This is a genomic window from Pseudomonas sp. R45(2017), assembly GCF_002112305.1.
Lineage (GTDB): Bacteria > Pseudomonadota > Gammaproteobacteria > Pseudomonadales > Pseudomonadaceae > Aquipseudomonas > Aquipseudomonas paraglycinae.
The window spans coordinates 384,761-400,097 of record NZ_NEHH01000004.1; the positions used below are offsets into that span (position 1 = coordinate 384,761).

13 protein-coding genes and 1 riboswitch are annotated in these 15,337 nt (G+C 60.7%); of the genes, 10 read left to right on the plus strand and 3 right to left on the minus strand.

The genetic code is table 11. The features are described 5' to 3' along the window. Window positions 1–195 precede the first annotated feature (195 nt). A riboswitch (TPP riboswitch) is annotated at window positions 196–301 on the plus strand. Between the two features lie 146 nt (window positions 302–447). Further along, the gene (gene thiC / locus CAF74_RS11830) at window positions 448–2,337 is read left to right on the plus strand and encodes a phosphomethylpyrimidine synthase ThiC (RefSeq protein WP_011332157.1); all 1,890 of its coding nucleotides are present in this window, start codon (window positions 448–450) and stop codon (window positions 2,335–2,337) included. Between the two features lie 108 nt (window positions 2,338–2,445). Beyond that, on the plus strand, window positions 2,446–3,738 hold the full coding sequence (cytX, locus tag CAF74_RS11835; protein WP_085746482.1) for a putative hydroxymethylpyrimidine transporter CytX: 1,293 nt from the start codon (window positions 2,446–2,448) through the stop codon (window positions 3,736–3,738). On the opposite strand, the gene CAF74_RS11840 is transcribed toward cytX, so the two are convergent. Next, window positions 3,707–4,453 (minus strand): RsiV family protein, encoded by a 747-nt coding sequence (locus CAF74_RS11840; protein WP_085746483.1) that lies wholly within the window; start codon window positions 4,451–4,453, stop codon window positions 3,707–3,709. The two genes, cytX and CAF74_RS11840, sit on opposite strands and share 32 nt — an antisense overlap. Before the next feature lie 221 nt (window positions 4,454–4,674). Here CAF74_RS11840 and CAF74_RS11845 point away from each other — a divergent pair, with 221 nt between their 5' ends. The 3 genes from CAF74_RS11845 (at window position 4,675) to cpdA (ending at window position 6,656) form a co-directional block, all read left to right on the plus strand. Next, on the plus strand, window positions 4,675–5,292 hold the full coding sequence (locus tag CAF74_RS11845) for an NUDIX domain-containing protein (protein ID WP_085746484.1): 618 nt from the start codon (window positions 4,675–4,677) through the stop codon (window positions 5,290–5,292). Continuing rightward, window positions 5,283–5,735: a DUF1249 domain-containing protein gene (locus CAF74_RS11850; protein WP_007952222.1), complete on the plus strand. Its 453-nt coding sequence runs from the start codon at window positions 5,283–5,285 to the stop codon at window positions 5,733–5,735. The genes CAF74_RS11845 and CAF74_RS11850 overlap by 10 nt, the downstream gene beginning before the upstream one ends. Before the next feature lie 105 nt (window positions 5,736–5,840). Beyond that, window positions 5,841–6,656 carry a 3',5'-cyclic-AMP phosphodiesterase gene (gene cpdA / locus CAF74_RS11855; RefSeq protein WP_085746485.1) on the plus strand — a complete coding sequence of 272 codons (816 nt, stop codon included), beginning with the start codon at window positions 5,841–5,843 and terminating at the stop codon, window positions 6,654–6,656. 24 nt (window positions 6,657–6,680) lie between these two features. On the opposite strand, the gene CAF74_RS11860 is transcribed toward cpdA, so the two are convergent. Further along, a complete protein-coding gene (locus CAF74_RS11860) occupies window positions 6,681–7,580 on the minus strand; it encodes a hypothetical protein (protein ID WP_085746486.1) in 900 nt (299 codons plus the stop codon). A 2-nt stretch (window positions 7,581–7,582) separates the two neighbouring features. After that, the gene (locus tag CAF74_RS11865) at window positions 7,583–8,680 is read right to left on the minus strand and encodes a type IV toxin-antitoxin system AbiEi family antitoxin (protein WP_085746487.1); all 1,098 of its coding nucleotides are present in this window, start codon (window positions 8,678–8,680) and stop codon (window positions 7,583–7,585) included. 220 nt (window positions 8,681–8,900) lie between these two features. Between CAF74_RS11865 and CAF74_RS11870 the strand changes: the two genes are divergently transcribed. From CAF74_RS11870 to parC, 5 genes are read left to right on the plus strand one after another with little or no spacing between them, the layout of a single operon-like run. Next, window positions 8,901–9,509, plus strand: coding sequence for a YqiA/YcfP family alpha/beta fold hydrolase (locus tag CAF74_RS11870; RefSeq protein WP_064382909.1), 609 nt, complete (start codon window positions 8,901–8,903; stop codon window positions 9,507–9,509). A gap of 42 nt (window positions 9,510–9,551) precedes the next feature. After that, complete coding sequence (parE, locus tag CAF74_RS11875) at window positions 9,552–11,459, plus strand: DNA topoisomerase IV subunit B (RefSeq protein WP_039766602.1); 1,908 nt, start codon at window positions 9,552–9,554, stop codon at window positions 11,457–11,459. After that, a complete protein-coding gene (locus CAF74_RS11880) occupies window positions 11,459–12,448 on the plus strand; it encodes an esterase-like activity of phytase family protein (protein WP_085746488.1) in 990 nt (329 codons plus the stop codon). Before parE ends, CAF74_RS11880 begins: the two co-directional genes overlap by 1 nt. Then, complete coding sequence (locus CAF74_RS11885) at window positions 12,445–12,969, plus strand: TIGR02281 family clan AA aspartic protease (protein WP_085746489.1); 525 nt, start codon at window positions 12,445–12,447, stop codon at window positions 12,967–12,969. The genes CAF74_RS11880 and CAF74_RS11885 overlap by 4 nt, the downstream gene beginning before the upstream one ends. 7 nt (window positions 12,970–12,976) lie before the next feature. Further along, a complete protein-coding gene (parC, locus tag CAF74_RS11890; RefSeq protein ID WP_085746490.1) occupies window positions 12,977–15,241 on the plus strand; it encodes a DNA topoisomerase IV subunit A in 2,265 nt (754 codons plus the stop codon). The last annotated feature ends 96 nt before the right edge of the window (window positions 15,242–15,337 follow it).

Here is a 15,337-nt window from a genome sequence, read left to right on the forward strand (position 1 = left end):
AGGCGATCCCTAGCATGAATATTATGGAAGTAATCCGGGCGCCAAAGGTAAGGCGCGGCCCATGCAGCGTCAAGGCGCAGCATGGCGTAGCGAGTGTAGTAGCGCAGGCGGCAGGCAACAATCTGCCAATTGCGCCATTCATCATGGTGTTTACCGCGGTGTTGGCGTTCTTTGCCGGTTGTGTCTAGACTGGCCGGGTTCTTGTCGGGGTGCCTTGCTATGAGGCTGAGATCGAATAATTTCGGATCCCGTTGAACCTGATCAGGTTAGCGCCTGCGTAGGGAACAAGATTTCTCGTCACCCGGCGAGTCCTCTTGTGCTTCGTCCGGGATATTGTTCGACAATCGAACGCTCGACGACGATGCACAGCACCAGTCCTGGTGCGTCCGTGCCTTTCAGGTTCTGCTCCGACAATCCACTGCCTGGATGCTGTCTGGAGAGCCCGTGATGACTACAAAATCTAAAAACGCGATCAACCTGAGTGACTCGGCCAAGGTCGACGAGCAGTCGGTTCAACCGTTCACCCGTTCGCAAAAAGTCTACGTTCAGGGCTCCCGCCCGGACATCCGCGTGCCGATGCGCGAAATCACCCTCGATGTGACCCCGACCGACTTCGGCGGCGAAATCAATGCGCCGGTCACCGTCTACGACACCTCGGGCCCGTACACCGATCCGAACGTGGTGATCGACGTGCGCAAAGGTCTGGGCGACGTGCGTTCGGCGTGGATCGATGACCGTGGCGACACCGAGCGCCTGCCAGGCCTGAGTTCGAATTTCGGTCAGGAGCGCCTGGCCGATCCGGAGCTGACCAAACTGCGTTTCGCCCACGTCAACAACCCGCGCCGCGCCAAGGCCGGGGCCAACGTCAGCCAGATGCACTACGCCCGCAAAGGCATCATCACCGCCGAGATGGAATACGTCGCCATCCGCGAAAACATGAAGCTGCAAGAGGCCCGCGCTGCCGGTCTGTTGAAGCAGCAGCACGCCGGCCACAGCTTCGGCGCGAGCATCCCGAAAGAAATCACCCCTGAATTCGTCCGCGAAGAAATCGCCCGTGGCCGCGCGATCATTCCGGCCAACATCAACCACGTCGAACTGGAACCGATGATCATCGGCCGTAACTTCCTGGTGAAGATCAACGGCAACATCGGCAACAGCGCGCTGGGTTCGTCCATCGAAGAAGAAGTGGCGAAACTGACCTGGGGCATTCGCTGGGGCTCGGACACCGTGATGGACTTGTCCACCGGCAAACACATTCACGAAACCCGCGAGTGGATCATCCGCAACTCGCCGGTTCCGATCGGCACCGTGCCGATTTATCAGGCGCTGGAAAAAGTGAATGGCGTCGCCGAAGACCTGACTTGGGAGCTATTCCGCGACACGCTGATCGAACAGGCCGAGCAGGGCGTCGACTACTTCACCATCCACGCCGGCGTGTTGCTGCGCTACGTGCCGCTGACCGCCAAACGCGTGACCGGCATCGTGTCCCGTGGCGGTTCGATCATGGCCAAGTGGTGCCTGGCCCACCACAAAGAGAACTTCCTCTACACCCACTTCGACGAAATCTGCGAAATCATGAAGGCCTACGACGTCAGCTTCTCGCTGGGCGACGGCCTGCGTCCGGGCTCGATTGCCGACGCCAACGACGAAGCGCAGTTCGGCGAACTGGAAACCCTCGGCGAGCTGACCAAGATCGCCTGGAAGCACGACGTGCAATGCATGATCGAAGGCCCGGGCCACGTGCCGATGCAGTTGATCAAAGAGAACATGGACAAGCAGCTGGAATGCTGCGACGAGGCGCCGTTCTACACCCTCGGCCCGCTGACCACCGACATCGCACCGGGTTACGACCACATCACCTCCGGCATCGGTGCGGCGATGATCGGCTGGTTCGGTTGCGCGATGCTCTGCTACGTGACGCCGAAGGAGCACCTGGGTCTGCCGAACAAGGATGACGTGAAGACCGGGATCATCACCTACAAGATCGCCGCTCACGCCGCGGACCTGGCCAAGGGACATCCGGGCGCGCAGATTCGCGACAACGCCTTGAGCAAGGCGCGTTTCGAATTCCGTTGGGAAGACCAGTTCAACCTCGGTCTGGACCCGGACACCGCCCGTTCGTATCACGATGAAACCCTGCCGAAGGATTCGGCGAAGGTCGCGCATTTCTGTTCGATGTGCGGGCCGAAATTCTGCTCGATGAAGATCACTCAGGAAGTCCGCGAATACGCGGCCAACCAGCGGATCGACGCGGTCGACGTGGACGTCGCCCAGGGCCTGGCGGAACAGGCCGAGCGGTTCAAGAAGGAAGGCAGTCAGCTGTACAAGAAAGTCTAGCCACGAGCGGCAAGCTACAAGCTACAAGAGGAGAAGCAGTCCGCATATCGCTTCTGACTTGTAGCTTGCAGCTTGCAGCTTTTTTCTGCTTCTCTGTGAGAAACGTCCTTGAGCATTCAACCCGGTACTTATTCCCCCGACCTCGCCGTACCCGGCAACCAGCGTGTGTTCGGCGGTCGCGATCTGTTTTCCCTGTGGTTTTCCCTCGGCATCGGCCTGATGGTCTTGCAGACCGGTGCGCTGCTGGCGCCGGGGCTGGGCCTGTCGGGATCGCTGCTGGCGATCTTCCTCGGCACCCTGGTCGGCGTCCTGTTGCTGGCCGCCGTTGGCGTGATCGGCAGCGACACCGGCCTGTCGTCGATGGCCGCGCTGAAACTCAGCCTTGGCAGCAAAGGTGCGAGCCTGCCGGCGCTGCTCAACCTGCTGCAACTGATCGGATGGGGCTCGTTCGAAATTATCGTCATGCGCGACGCCGCCAGTCTGCTCGGCACCCGTGCGTTCAGCGAAGGTTCGCTGTGGGCCAGTCCGATGCTGTGGACGTTGTGCTTCGGTGCGCTGGCGACCTTGCTCGCGATCAGCGGGCCGTTGACGTTCGTGCGCAAGATCCTGCGCAAATGGGGCATCTGGCTGATTCTGGCCGCGTGCATCTGGCTGACCTGGAACCTGTTCGCCAAGGCCGATCTTGCCGCCTTGTGGGCAAGGGCCGGGGATGGCTCGATGTCGCTCGCCGTGGGCTTCGACATTGCGATTGCGATGCCGCTGTCGTGGCTGCCACTGATTGCCGACTACTCGCGTTTCGGCAAGAAGGCGAAGAACGTGTTCGGCGGTACGGCGATCGGTTTCTTCATCGGCAACTTCTGGCTGATGAGCCTCGGCGTCGCCTACACCCTGGCCTTCGCGCCGAGCGGTGAAGTCAACGCGCTGCTGTTGGCGCTGGCCGGTGCAGGCCTCGGGATTCCGCTGCTGCTGATTCTGCTGGACGAGTCGGAAAACGCTTTCGCCGACATTCACTCGGCAGCGGTTTCCAGCGGGATTCTGTTGCGTCTGAAAGTCGAGCATCTGGCGCTGGCCATCGGCGTGATCTGCACCTTGATTGCCTTGCTCGCGCCACTGGCGCAATACCAGAACTTCCTGCTGTTGATCGGTTCGGTGTTTGCGCCGCTGTTCGGCGTGGTGCTGGTGGATCACTTCATCCTGCGCAAGCGCAGTGCCCAGGTGGCGTCGGCCGCGTTGCGCTGGCCGGCACTATTGGCCTGGCTGGGTGGCATCAGCACCTATCACTTGCTGGCCAATCTGTATCCGGATGTCGGCGCAACCCTGCCGGCGCTGGTGCTGGCAGGACTGCTGCAACTGGTGCTCGGTCGGGCTTTCAGTTACGGCCGGGAAACAGCTCGGGCTTGAGAATGCCGTTCAGGCGCGGGTAAGGGATCTTCAGTTCGACGTGGCCCAGCGCATAAGGCGCGATGGTGGTCACGTCGTACTTGAGGATCACGCCGCCGTAGGTCAGCGCCACGTTCGGGGTTTTAACGAATGGCCAGCTCTTCACGAACTCCGGTTCCTGATCGAGCTTGGTGCTGATCAGCCAGCTGTTGTGCGCCACTTGCGCGGCTTTCCAGAACGCTTCTTCCTGACCCGGCAGAAGCATGTCCGCCAGGGTCAGCACCTTGTGCTGCTGACGCGAATAGTTGATGAAACCTCGGCCCGGCGTACCGTGGGCGCCGCCGGTGTCCAGGTAGCTCGAGGTTTCGATGATCACCAGACCGTCATGCTGCTCGCGTACTTTCGCCTGCAAATAGCTGCTGTTGCGCGGGCCGGCGGTGGCCAGGAACTGCTCGCGATACGCTGCCAGCGTCGGCGCTACCGGGGCGTTCGGTGCGGTGCGGGTCATCTGCAGCAGGCGTTTTTCGATGATGCCGTCCAGCGCCGGTTCTGCCGGGAAGCGCAACGTATCGATGTTCACCAGCGGGCAGTCCGGGTTGGAACAGCCCGGTTTCAGCGTTTCCGAGGCGTCGCGGGTGGTTTCCAGCGGCGTGCGGTAGTTGGGCTGGAACAGGCTGGCGCAGGCGCCCAGGGTCAGGGCGATGGCGGCCACGGAGGCGATTTTGAAAAGCGACATGGGCGTCCTTTCTGAAGCAGGGGAAGGCAAAAAGTTACCGCTTCGACTCTCAACGAAGCGGTCAGTTCGCCACTAAGCTAATTAGAGTGGGTTTCGCCTCCACCGTCCATCCCGCTGACAGTAAAGGGGCTGCATCAAACGTCACCGGCGCGTTAGGATGGCGCGAAGTCGAGGTCGCAGGTAAGGCGCCTCGTATTGGATTTGCAGTAAAGAGGATGCTCATGACCGATTTTGCCAAAGCCATTCCGTCCGCCGTCGATATCGTGCGACGCGAGCAGTGCTACGAGGGCTTCTACAAGCTCGACCGTCTGCACTTGCGCCACGAACTGTTCGCCGGTGGCATGAGCCGCGAAATCAATCGTGAAGTGTTCGTGCGCCACGATGCGGTGTGCATGCTGCCCTACGATCCGCAGCGCGATGAAGTGGTGCTGATCGAGCAGTTTCGCGTCGGCGCGATGGGCAAGGCCGATAACCCGTGGCTGGTGGAGCTGGTCGCCGGTCTGATCGACAAGGACGAACAGCCGGAAGAAGTTGCTCACCGCGAGGCACAGGAGGAAGCTGGGCTGGACATCAAGGCCCTGTGGCCGATGACCAAATACTTTCCATCGCCGGGCGGCAGCAACGAATTCGTGCATTTGTATCTGGGGCGTTGCAGCACCGAAGGCGCGGGCGGCCTGCATGGGCTGGAGGAAGAAGCTGAAGATATTCGCGTCACGGTCTGGGCTTTTGAAGATGCCCTGCAGGCCGTACGTGACGGACGGATTGCCAATGCGGCGAGCATCATCGCCTTGCAGTGGCTGGCGCTCAATCGCGCCGAAGTGAGGGGGCTATGGTCGTAAACAAGCTGCGCGATCGCTACCGCGTCGACCTCGTGGGCCTGCAAGCCGCCTGCGAGGCGAACTACGCGCGCCTGATGCGACTGTTGCCGGACATGCGCAGCGACCCCGAGGCACGGCGAATCGCCGTGACCCAGGGCGACCAGATGCTCGGCGTACTGACCCTGGAAGTGCTGCAGGCCTGTCCTTACACCACGACCCTGCAGGTGCGTCAGGAACACAGCCTGCCGTGGCTGCCGGTGCCGCAACTGGAAGTGCAGGTCTATCACGACGCGCGCATGGCCGAGGTGATCAGCGCCGAGCATGCGCGACGGTTTCGCGGCGTCTATCCTTACCCGAATGCGGCCATGCATCAGCCGGACGAGAAGGCCCAGCTCAATCTGTTCCTGGGCGAGTGGCTGAGTCATTGCCTGGCGTGCGGACACGAATACGCGGCGGTCCGATAACCACCGCAAGTTGTGAACTGCGTCCGGTTCGCCGGTTTCTCTTTGCGCTGTCCCCCCGCATAATTGCCGCACCTATCCAGTCCCGCGATCCCGGGGGAGAACGCCTTGCCGAGCGTATCGACTTTGACCACCGCCGACACGGCGTTGCTGGTGCAGCTCTCTGACAGTCATCTGTTCGCCGAGGCGGACGGAACGTTGCTTGGCATGAACACCCGCGAGAGCCTGCAGAAAGTCATCGAACTGGTGCTCGAACAGCAACCGCGGATCGACCTGATCGTTGCCAGCGGCGACCTGTCCCAGGACGGTACGCTGGAGTCCTACCAGCAATTCCGGCAGATGACGGCGCAGATCGACGCGCCGGCCCGCTGGATTCCCGGCAACCACGACGAGCCACAGATCATGGCTCAGGCGACTGTGAAGAGTGCGCTGCTGGAGTCCGTGGTGGACGTCGGCAACTGGCGCGTGACCCTGCTCGATTCGGCCGTGCCCGGATCGGTGCCGGGGTATTTGCAGGACGACCAGCTGCAATTGCTCGCCCGCTCCCTGAGCGAAGCGCCGGATCGCCATCATCTGGTGTGTTTCCACCACCATCCGGTGTCGATCGATTGCGCCTGGATGGAGCCGATCGGCTTGCGTAATCCGGAAGCGTTTTTCGAAGTGCTCGACCGTTTCCCGCAGGCCCGTGCCGTGCTGTGGGGGCATGTCCATCAGGAGATCGACCGCGAGCGCAACGGCGTACGGCTGATAGCCTCGCCGTCGACCTGCATCCAGTTCGAGCCAGGCAGCGCAGATTTCAAGGTCGGCGAACAGGCGCCGGGATATCGCTGGTTGCGGTTGTTGCCGGATGGTCGGATCGAGACCGGTGTGGAACGTGTCACGGGATTCGATTTTCAGGTTGATTACGGCTCTGACGGTTACTGATTTCTTCGTCCGTGCTGCTTCACCTCAGATGCGAATCAATCGAAGCACTTCCGTCACGAGACCGGCTGCATATCGTTGGGCTTGAATGCGCTGCTCTGAGACTTCCTCATCGTTGCCGTACATGAACTGGCCGTACAGCACCGGGCCTGTCAAAAGGTAACCTTCCACACCATTTCCCTCTGCAAATTTTCTTTGCAGAGCGCCCAGGCCTGCATCCAGAGCATCAGCATGTTTGCCGCTTTGGAGCTTGGTCAGGAACTGATCGGATATGTATTCCGGAGGGCCGGCGTATTGCATGACGTGAATCAGATCACCGGCGTCCTTGGGTTCTCCACGGCTGTCGAATGCAAGCGCCTTGAGGATGATGAACGCTACCAGATCCGCATACCGGATATCTTCAATTGCAATGCCTTTGCCATCCAGCAGCGTTGCGGTCACGCGTTTTTCTTCGAACCAGTCATGAGTGATTTCCGCATGCTCTATAGCGAGGGCGGAAACCTCTTCACCATCGATGGATATCGTCGAGAACGGTTTTTGTTCGATTGCGCCTCTCAGAAACTCGACGAGTACAACATGCCGGTCGGAAATACGGCGTTGCCAGCGCCAGGCGGATGCCCACCCATTGTCTTCCGTGAAGCGTTCAAAGCCCCGTCCGGCCAACTGTTGGGCCAATGATGCATAGCCTCCGCCCTCGGCGATCACTTGAAGATTGAGGACGACGTCTACATCCGATGTGCCTGCATGTGGCGGAACGTTCGGAGGCGCTTCGGGCGTGAGATAGCGCGGGACGAGGCCGCCAACCAGTCGAATCGTTGCTTTAAGTGTTCCGAATGCGCCCAGCAGTGTAACGAGAACCTGCTCGCAAGCATTGGTATGGTCGCTGGAGTAGCCGTCAGCGGTTTTAGGCTTGGGGGCCACAGCCATCATCAGATCCTTAGAATGTCTGCACGAAACCGGGCGGCCAGTTCCTTGTTTCTTCCGCGACCATCCAGCAGGTCGATGTATTGAATAAAGGGGCTGGCAAACCATGTTCCCTCATGCTTTTGGCGGAACAGCATTTCTGCGCCGCTGCGTTCAATCAGTACGATGTTCGAGCCTTTCTCGGCGGGTCTTAGTGCCAAGGCCGCCACAAAACCGCTGACGGACTCCGAAGGGATTGCGATCTCGGCGACATCGACTCCGGTCAAAAGAGGTGACAATGCGTTTGCAGCCGCCGCCCCCGTCACTGCCCAGTCGCCCGGGATGCCTGACTTCATCGCCGTCAGCGAGACTTGAGTGAGGAGATTTTCAGCGCTCGAGGAGAATAGATACCAGCGAGATTTCGTTTCTTTGGATTTCTGGCGGGCGGCAGCCCAGGCGTCGAGCAGCTTTCCGGGTTGGCTGAGTTTACGGCGCTGGTCCCGGCCGCGTCCGTCAGATGTAACCACCCATTCGAGTTTTTCGAGCTCCTTGAGCACAACGGAGACCGAGTAGACGGATGTTTCAGATGCCTCAGCAAGCTGATAGCCGGTGAACCAGTCTCCTTTCAGGTGGAGAAGAGCGTGTATCACTTTCTCTCTGGAGCGGCTGAAGAGAGAGAAGGTGCCCACCTCTTTTTTGCCTGCGTAAGGGCGCTCGATGTGGATCAGCCACCGATCATGGCGCAGATGCATGGAGCCGCTTGAGTCGTAGTAACCGATGTTTCTTACTTTCAACTCTTCGCGGGCACCTTTGCTCAGGTGTTTCGCGATGACCATGGGTATCACGTTTTTTTCATGAGCATTTGCGCGAAGCCGGGCGCGATAACCCTCTAATGTCCACGCCGCATCTCGAACATCGCGGGGATAGCCTTCGTTCAGAATCTCGATCGGGACATGCCACTGTTCTTCAGATGCAGCGGCTTCTACCACGGCATCCAGCACGCTTCCTTCGCTTTGAACCTGCTCGCAGATGCGTATGACCGAAACACCGGTCGCTTCCTCAAGCACCGAAACGAAACCGGCCAGCAGGCTTTTTTCGTGATGATCAGATACTTTGCTTTGCATGCTTGATCCCAATTTTTTCGGGGGTGATCAGCCAAGGTTATCGATGCAGAATAGGTTATCAGTACAGATAAACAACGAAAGTTCCTTATTTGTTATCAAATTTTGCTTTGTTATCTGATCAGCTAACAAGGCTATTTTTGATAACGAATGGACAGCTGGCCCAACCCACCAAGACTCCCTGTAAACTCCGCTATCTTCAGCCGACGCCCAGGGAGCTCAAATGTCCGGTTCGATTCTCTATATCCATGGTTTCAACAGTGCGCCGGCCTCGAAAAAGGCCTGTCAGCTGGTCGAGGTGATGGAGCGGCTGGGTTTGAGCGATCAACTGCGTGTGCCGGCGCTGCATCACCACCCGCGCGAAGCCATCGGTCAGCTGGAACAGGCAATCGCCGAACTCGGCCGGCCATTGCTGGTGGGAAGCTCGCTCGGCGGCTACTATGCGACTCACCTGGCCGAGCGCCATGGCTTGAAAGCCTTGCTGGTCAACCCGGCCGTCAGTCCGCACCGGATGTTCGACGGATACCTGGGCACCCAGAAAAACCTGTACACCGACGAAACCTGGGAGCTGACCCACGACCACGTGACGGCCCTGGCCGAGCTGGAAGTGCCGGCGCCGCAGGATCCGCAGCGTTATCAGGTATGGTTGCAGACCGGGGATGAAACGCTGGATTATCGCCTTGCCCAGCAGTATTACCGGGCCTGCGCCTTGCGCATTCAGGCCGGCGGCGACCACAGTTTCCAGGGATTTGTTACACAATTGCCGGCATTGCTCAGCTTTGCCGGGATTGGTGCCGATACCTATCAGGCAATCGATTTCACCGCACTGTGAAGTCTTGCCCCATTTTCATTGATTCACTGACGACGAGACCCTATGGCCACTCCCAGCGCTAGCTCCTATAACGCCGACGCCATCGAAGTCCTCTCGGGCCTCGACCCGGTGCGCAAGCGCCCCGGCATGTACACCGACACCAGTCGGCCGAACCACCTTGCCCAGGAAGTCATCGACAACAGCGTCGACGAAGCCTTGGCCGGCCACGCCAAATCGATCCAGGTCATCCTCCATGCCGATCATTCGCTGGAAGTCTGCGACGACGGCCGTGGCATGCCGGTCGACATCCATCCGGAAGAGGGTGTGTCGGGCGTCGAGCTGATCCTCACCAAGCTCCATGCGGGCGGCAAGTTTTCCAACAAGAACTACCAGTTCTCCGGTGGTCTGCACGGGGTGGGTATTTCGGTGGTCAACGCCTTGTCGACCCAGGTACGGGTGCGGGTCAAGCGTGACGGCAACGAATATGAAATGACCTTTGCCGACGGCTTCAAGGCCACCGATCTGCAAGTCATCGGCACCGTCGGCAAGCGCAATACCGGGACCAGCGTGTACTTCGCGCCGGATCCGAAATACTTCGATTCGCCGAAATTCTCCATCAGCCGCCTCAAGCACGTGCTCAAGGCCAAGGCCGTTCTGTGCCCGGGGCTGCTGATCAGTTTCGAAGACAAAGGCACTGGCGAGAAGGTCGAGTGGCATTACGAAGACGGCCTGCGTTCCTACCTGGTGGACGCGGTCAGCGAATTCGAGCGCCTGCCGGACGCGCCGTTCTGCGGCAACCTGGCCGGTACCAAGGAAGCGGTCGAGTGGGCCTTGCTGTGGCTGCCGGAAGGTGGCACCTCGGTCACTGAAAGCTACGTCAACCTGATCCCGACGGAGCAGGGCGGCACCCACGTCAACGGTCTGCGTCAGGGCCTGCTTGATGCGATGCGCGAGTTCTGCGAATTCCGCAGTCTGCTGCCGCGTGGCGTGAAGCTGGCGCCGGAAGACGTTTGGGAGCGCATTGCTTTCGTCCTGTCGATGAAGATGCAGGAGCCGCAATTCTCCGGCCAGACCAAGGAGCGTCTGTCGTCTCGTGAAGCAGCGGCTTTCGTTTCCGGTGTGGTCAAGGACGCGTTCAGCCTGTGGCTCAATGCCAACCCGGAAACCGGTCTGGCGCTGGCCGAACTGGCAATCAGCAACGCCGGCCGTCGCCTGAAGGCCAGCAAGAAAGTCGAGCGCAAGCGCATCACCCAGGGGCCGGCGTTGCCGGGCAAACTGGCCGATTGCGCCGGGCAGGATCCGATGCGTTCCGAGCTGTTCCTGGTGGAAGGTGATTCCGCCGGCGGTTCTGCCAAGCAGGCGCGGGACAAGGAATTCCAGGCGATCCTGCCGTTGCGCGGCAAGATCCTCAACACTTGGGAAGTCGACGGCAGCGAAGTGCTGGCCAGCCAGGAAGTGCACAACATCGCCGTAGCCATCGGTGTCGATCCGGGCGCCGAGGACATGAGCCAGCTGCGCTACGGCAAGATCTGCATCCTCGCCGACGCCGACTCCGACGGTCTGCACATCGCAACATTGTTGTGCGCCTTGTTCGTCCAGCATTTCCGCCCGCTGGTGGATGCCGGTCACGTCTACGTGGCGATGCCGCCGCTCTACCGCATCGATCTGGGCAAAGAGATTTACTACGCCCTCGACGAAGCCGAGCGCGACGGGATCCTCGACCGTCTGGTGGCCGAGAAGAAACGCGGCAAGCCACAGGTCACCCGATTCAAAGGCCTGGGTGAAATGAACCCGCCGCAACTGCGCGAAACCACCATGGACCCGAACACCCGGCGTCTGGTGCAGTTGACCCTCGGGGACGACTTCGCCCAGACCTCGGAAATGATGGACATGCTGCTGGCGAAGAAACGCGCCGGCGACCGCAAGACCTGGCTCGAATCCAAGGGCAACCTTGCCGAGGTTCTGGCCTGATGCGGTTTGGCTGGACCTTGGCGGGTGCGTTGCTGCTGGGTTCGATGACGGTGTCGGCAGAGCCTGTGCAAGAATTGCGCGTGCTCGCCGAACACCCGGTCGAAGGCATGCGCGGCGGCAATCTGTCGGGGCTGGCCTTGTGCGGTAATGACCTGTGGACGGTTTCGGACCGCGACGATGATCAGATCTACCGTCTCGATATCCGCGACCGGGTCTGGCAGGCCACGGCCGTGCGCATCGATCCGCCGAAAGTGCCGGACAGCGGCTTGCCGTGGGGCATCAGTTCGCGCACCTGGGCGGCGTCGTTCATTCGTGGCGGCGATCTGGATTTCGAAGGCATCAGCTGTGATAGCGCCGGTAACCGCTACATCGTCAGCGAAGCCCACGCGGCCGTGCTGCAAGTACCGCCGCAGGGGCCGTCGTCGTGGCTGAAAATCTCGCCGATGATGGTGCGCGAGGCGCGGGCCAGCGGGATGTTGCTGCAATTCAATGCGATATTCGAAGGCCTGGCAATCAACCCGGCGGGCGATCAGATGTGGCTGGCCGCCGAGCGGCAAAGCCGTGGCTTGTTGCTGATCAAGCGCCAGCAGACAGTGTGGGATTGTGACGGTCGCTGCGTGTTGCTCAGCGAGGGCGGCATGGAAATGCAACCGCCGCAGTTCCCGAAAGCCCGTCCGGTCAATCGGGATTTTTCCGATATCTCCCTGTTCAACGGCAAGCTGTTTACCCTTGAGCGCAACGCGTACCAGATCTGTCGACGGGATGCGCAGACGGCCAAGGTCGAGCTCTGCTGGTCGTATGCGGCCGAGCTGTTGCAGGCCAATCGGCGTTATTCACAGAACTTCGGCCTGGAAGAGGCGCTGGTCGTCGATGCACAGGGTGCCTGGATCGGCGTCGACAACAATTTCGGCCCGCGCGCCGATGGCGAGGTTCGCCCGATCATCTGGCGTTTCGCCGCGCCCGAGGGTGGCTGGAGCGCCAAGCCATGAGCCAGCAACCGCCGGGCAAACGCGCCGGTCGGGTGCTGATGATTCTGGCGTGGTGCGCGGCGCTGTTTCTGGCCACGCGGTTTTTCGGCCAGTGGGAAGAACGCCAGCGTAATCCCAACGTGGAAGTGGCTTCGCTGCAGGGCAACGGCTTTATCGAAGTGAAATTGATCGGCAACGCCCAGGGACATTTTGTCGCCAGCGGCCTGATCAACGGTCGGCCGGTGGAGTTCATGCTCGACACCGGCGCGACCGACGTGGCAATCCCGGCCGAGGTGGCGAAAAACCTTCGGCTGGAAGAAGGTTTCGGTGTGACCCTGAGCACGGCCAATGGCCTGAGCCAGGGCTATCGCACCCGTATCGACCGCCTGCAACTGGGCGACATCGTGCTGCGGGACGTCCGCGCACTGGTGGCGCCGGGGCTGCATGGCGATCAGGTGCTGCTCGGCATGAGCGCCCTGAACAAACTTGAATTTACTCAGCGCGGCGGCACCATGCTGCTGCGCCAGACAACGAACCGATGAGGCCCGCATGAGCGATAACCTTGCAGACAGCTTAGATGGCGTAGAACGCCGGTCGCTGGCTGACTTCACCGAAAATGCCTACCTCAACTACTCCATGTACGTGATCATGGACCGTGCCCTGCCGCATATCGGCGACGGTCTGAAACCAGTACAGCGGCGTATCGTCTATGCCATGAGCGAGCTGGGGCTGGATGCCGATTCCAAGCACAAGAAGTCGGCGCGTACCGTCGGCGACGTGCTCGGCAAGTTCCACCCGCACGGCGACTCGGCGTGCTATGAAGCGATGGTGCTGATGGCCCAGCCGTTCAGCTATCGCTACACGCTGGTGGACGGCCAGGGTAACTGGGGTGCGCCGGACGATCCGAAATCCTTCGCCGCCATGCGTTACACCGAAGCGCGGCTGTCGCGTTATTCCGAAGTGCTGCTCAGCGAACTGGGCCAGGGCACCGCAGACTGGGGCCCGAACTTCGACGGCACCCTGCAGGAACCGCTGGTGTTGCCGGCACGTTTGCCGAATATCCTGCTCAACGGCACCACCGGCATCGCCGTGGGTATGGCCACCGACGTACCGCCGCACAACCTGCGCGAAGTCGCGACCGCGTGCGTGCGCCTGCTCGATGAGCCGAAAGCCACGGTCGAACAGCTCTGCGAGCACATTCAGGGCCCGGACTACCCGACCGAAGCGGAAATCATCACCCCACGCGCCGACCTGTTGAAAATGTACGAAACCGGCAAGGGCTCGGTGCGCATGCGCGCCGTGTACCACGTCGAGGACGGTGACATCATCGTCACCGCGCTGCCGCATCAGGTCTCCGGGGCCAAGGTGCTGGAACAGATCGCTGCGCTGATGCAGGCCAAACCGTCGAAAGCGCCGCAGATCGCCGATCTTCGCGACGAATCCGACCACGAGAACCCGTGCCGCATCGTGATCATTCCGGTCAACAGCCGCGTCGATCACGAAGCGCTGATGCAGCACCTGTTCGCCAGCACCGAGCTGGAGTCGACCTATCGGGTCAACGTCAACATCATCGGTCTGGACGGCAAGCCGCAGCTGAAAAACCTCCGTGCGCTGCTGGTGGAGTGGCTGGAATTCCGCGTGCTGACCGTGCGTCGCCGCCTGCAATTCCGCCTCGACAAGGTCGAGCGTCGCCTGCACCTGTTGGAAGGTTTGCTGATCGCCTACCTCAACCTGGATGAAGTGATCCACATCATCCGCACCGAGGAACACCCGAAAGCCAAGCTGATCGAGCGTTTTGCCCTCAGCGAGATCCAGGCCGACTACATCCTCGACACCCGCCTGCGTCAGTTGGCGCGACTGGAAGAGATGAAGCTGCGCGACGAGCAGGACGAACTGCTCAAGGAACAAGCCAAGCTGCAAGCCTTGCTGGGCAGCGAAGCCAAGCTGAAGAAGCTGGTTCGCACCGAGCTGTTGAAAGACGCTGAAACCTACGGCGATGACCGTCGGTCGCCAATCGTCGAGCGTGCCGAAGCCAAGGCGCTGACCGAACACGATCTGCTGCCGAACGAGAAAGTCACCGTCGTACTGTCGGAAAAAGGCTGGATCCGTTCGGCCAAAGGCCACGAGATCGACGCCACCGGCCTGTCGTACAAAGCCGGGGACGGCTTCAAGACCTCGGCGGCGGGGCGTTCGAACCAGTCGGCGGTGGTCATCGACTCCACGGGCCGCAGTTACTCGCTGGCCACCCACACCCTGCCATCGGCACGGGGCCAGGGCGAGCCGTTGACCGGCCGTCTGACGCCGCCGCCGGGCGCCACGTTCGAATGCGTGCTGATGCCTGAAGAGGACTCGCTGTACGTGATCGCCTCCGACGCCGGCTACGGTTTTGTGGTGAAAGGCGAAGACCTGCAAGCCAAGAACAAGGCCGGCAAGGCCCTGTTGAGCCTGCCGAACAACGCCAAGGTGATTGCGCCGCGTCCGGTCGCCGACCGCGAGCACAACTGGCTGGCCTCGGTGACGACCGAGGGTCGCCTGTTGATCTTCAAGATCAGCGATCTGCCACAATTAGGTAAGGGCAAAGGCAACAAGATCATCGGTATTTCCGGTGAGCGTGTGGCCAGTCGCGAAGAATATGTCACGGACATCGCCGTTCTTCCGGAAGGCGCCACCTTGGTGCTGCAGGCCGGAAAACGTACCTTGTCGCTAAAAGCCGACGACCTCGAACACTACAAAGGTGAACGTGGTCGTCGTGGTAACAAACTGCCACGTGGCTTCCAGCGGGTGGATGCGCTGCTCGTCGAAAACCTCAATTAAGCGTCCTAGAGCGCCGGATCTACGATTTAACCCGTAGATCGGCGCTTTGGCGCTGGAGTCGGAACGCATATTCACGGATGATATGGCCTTTCCAAG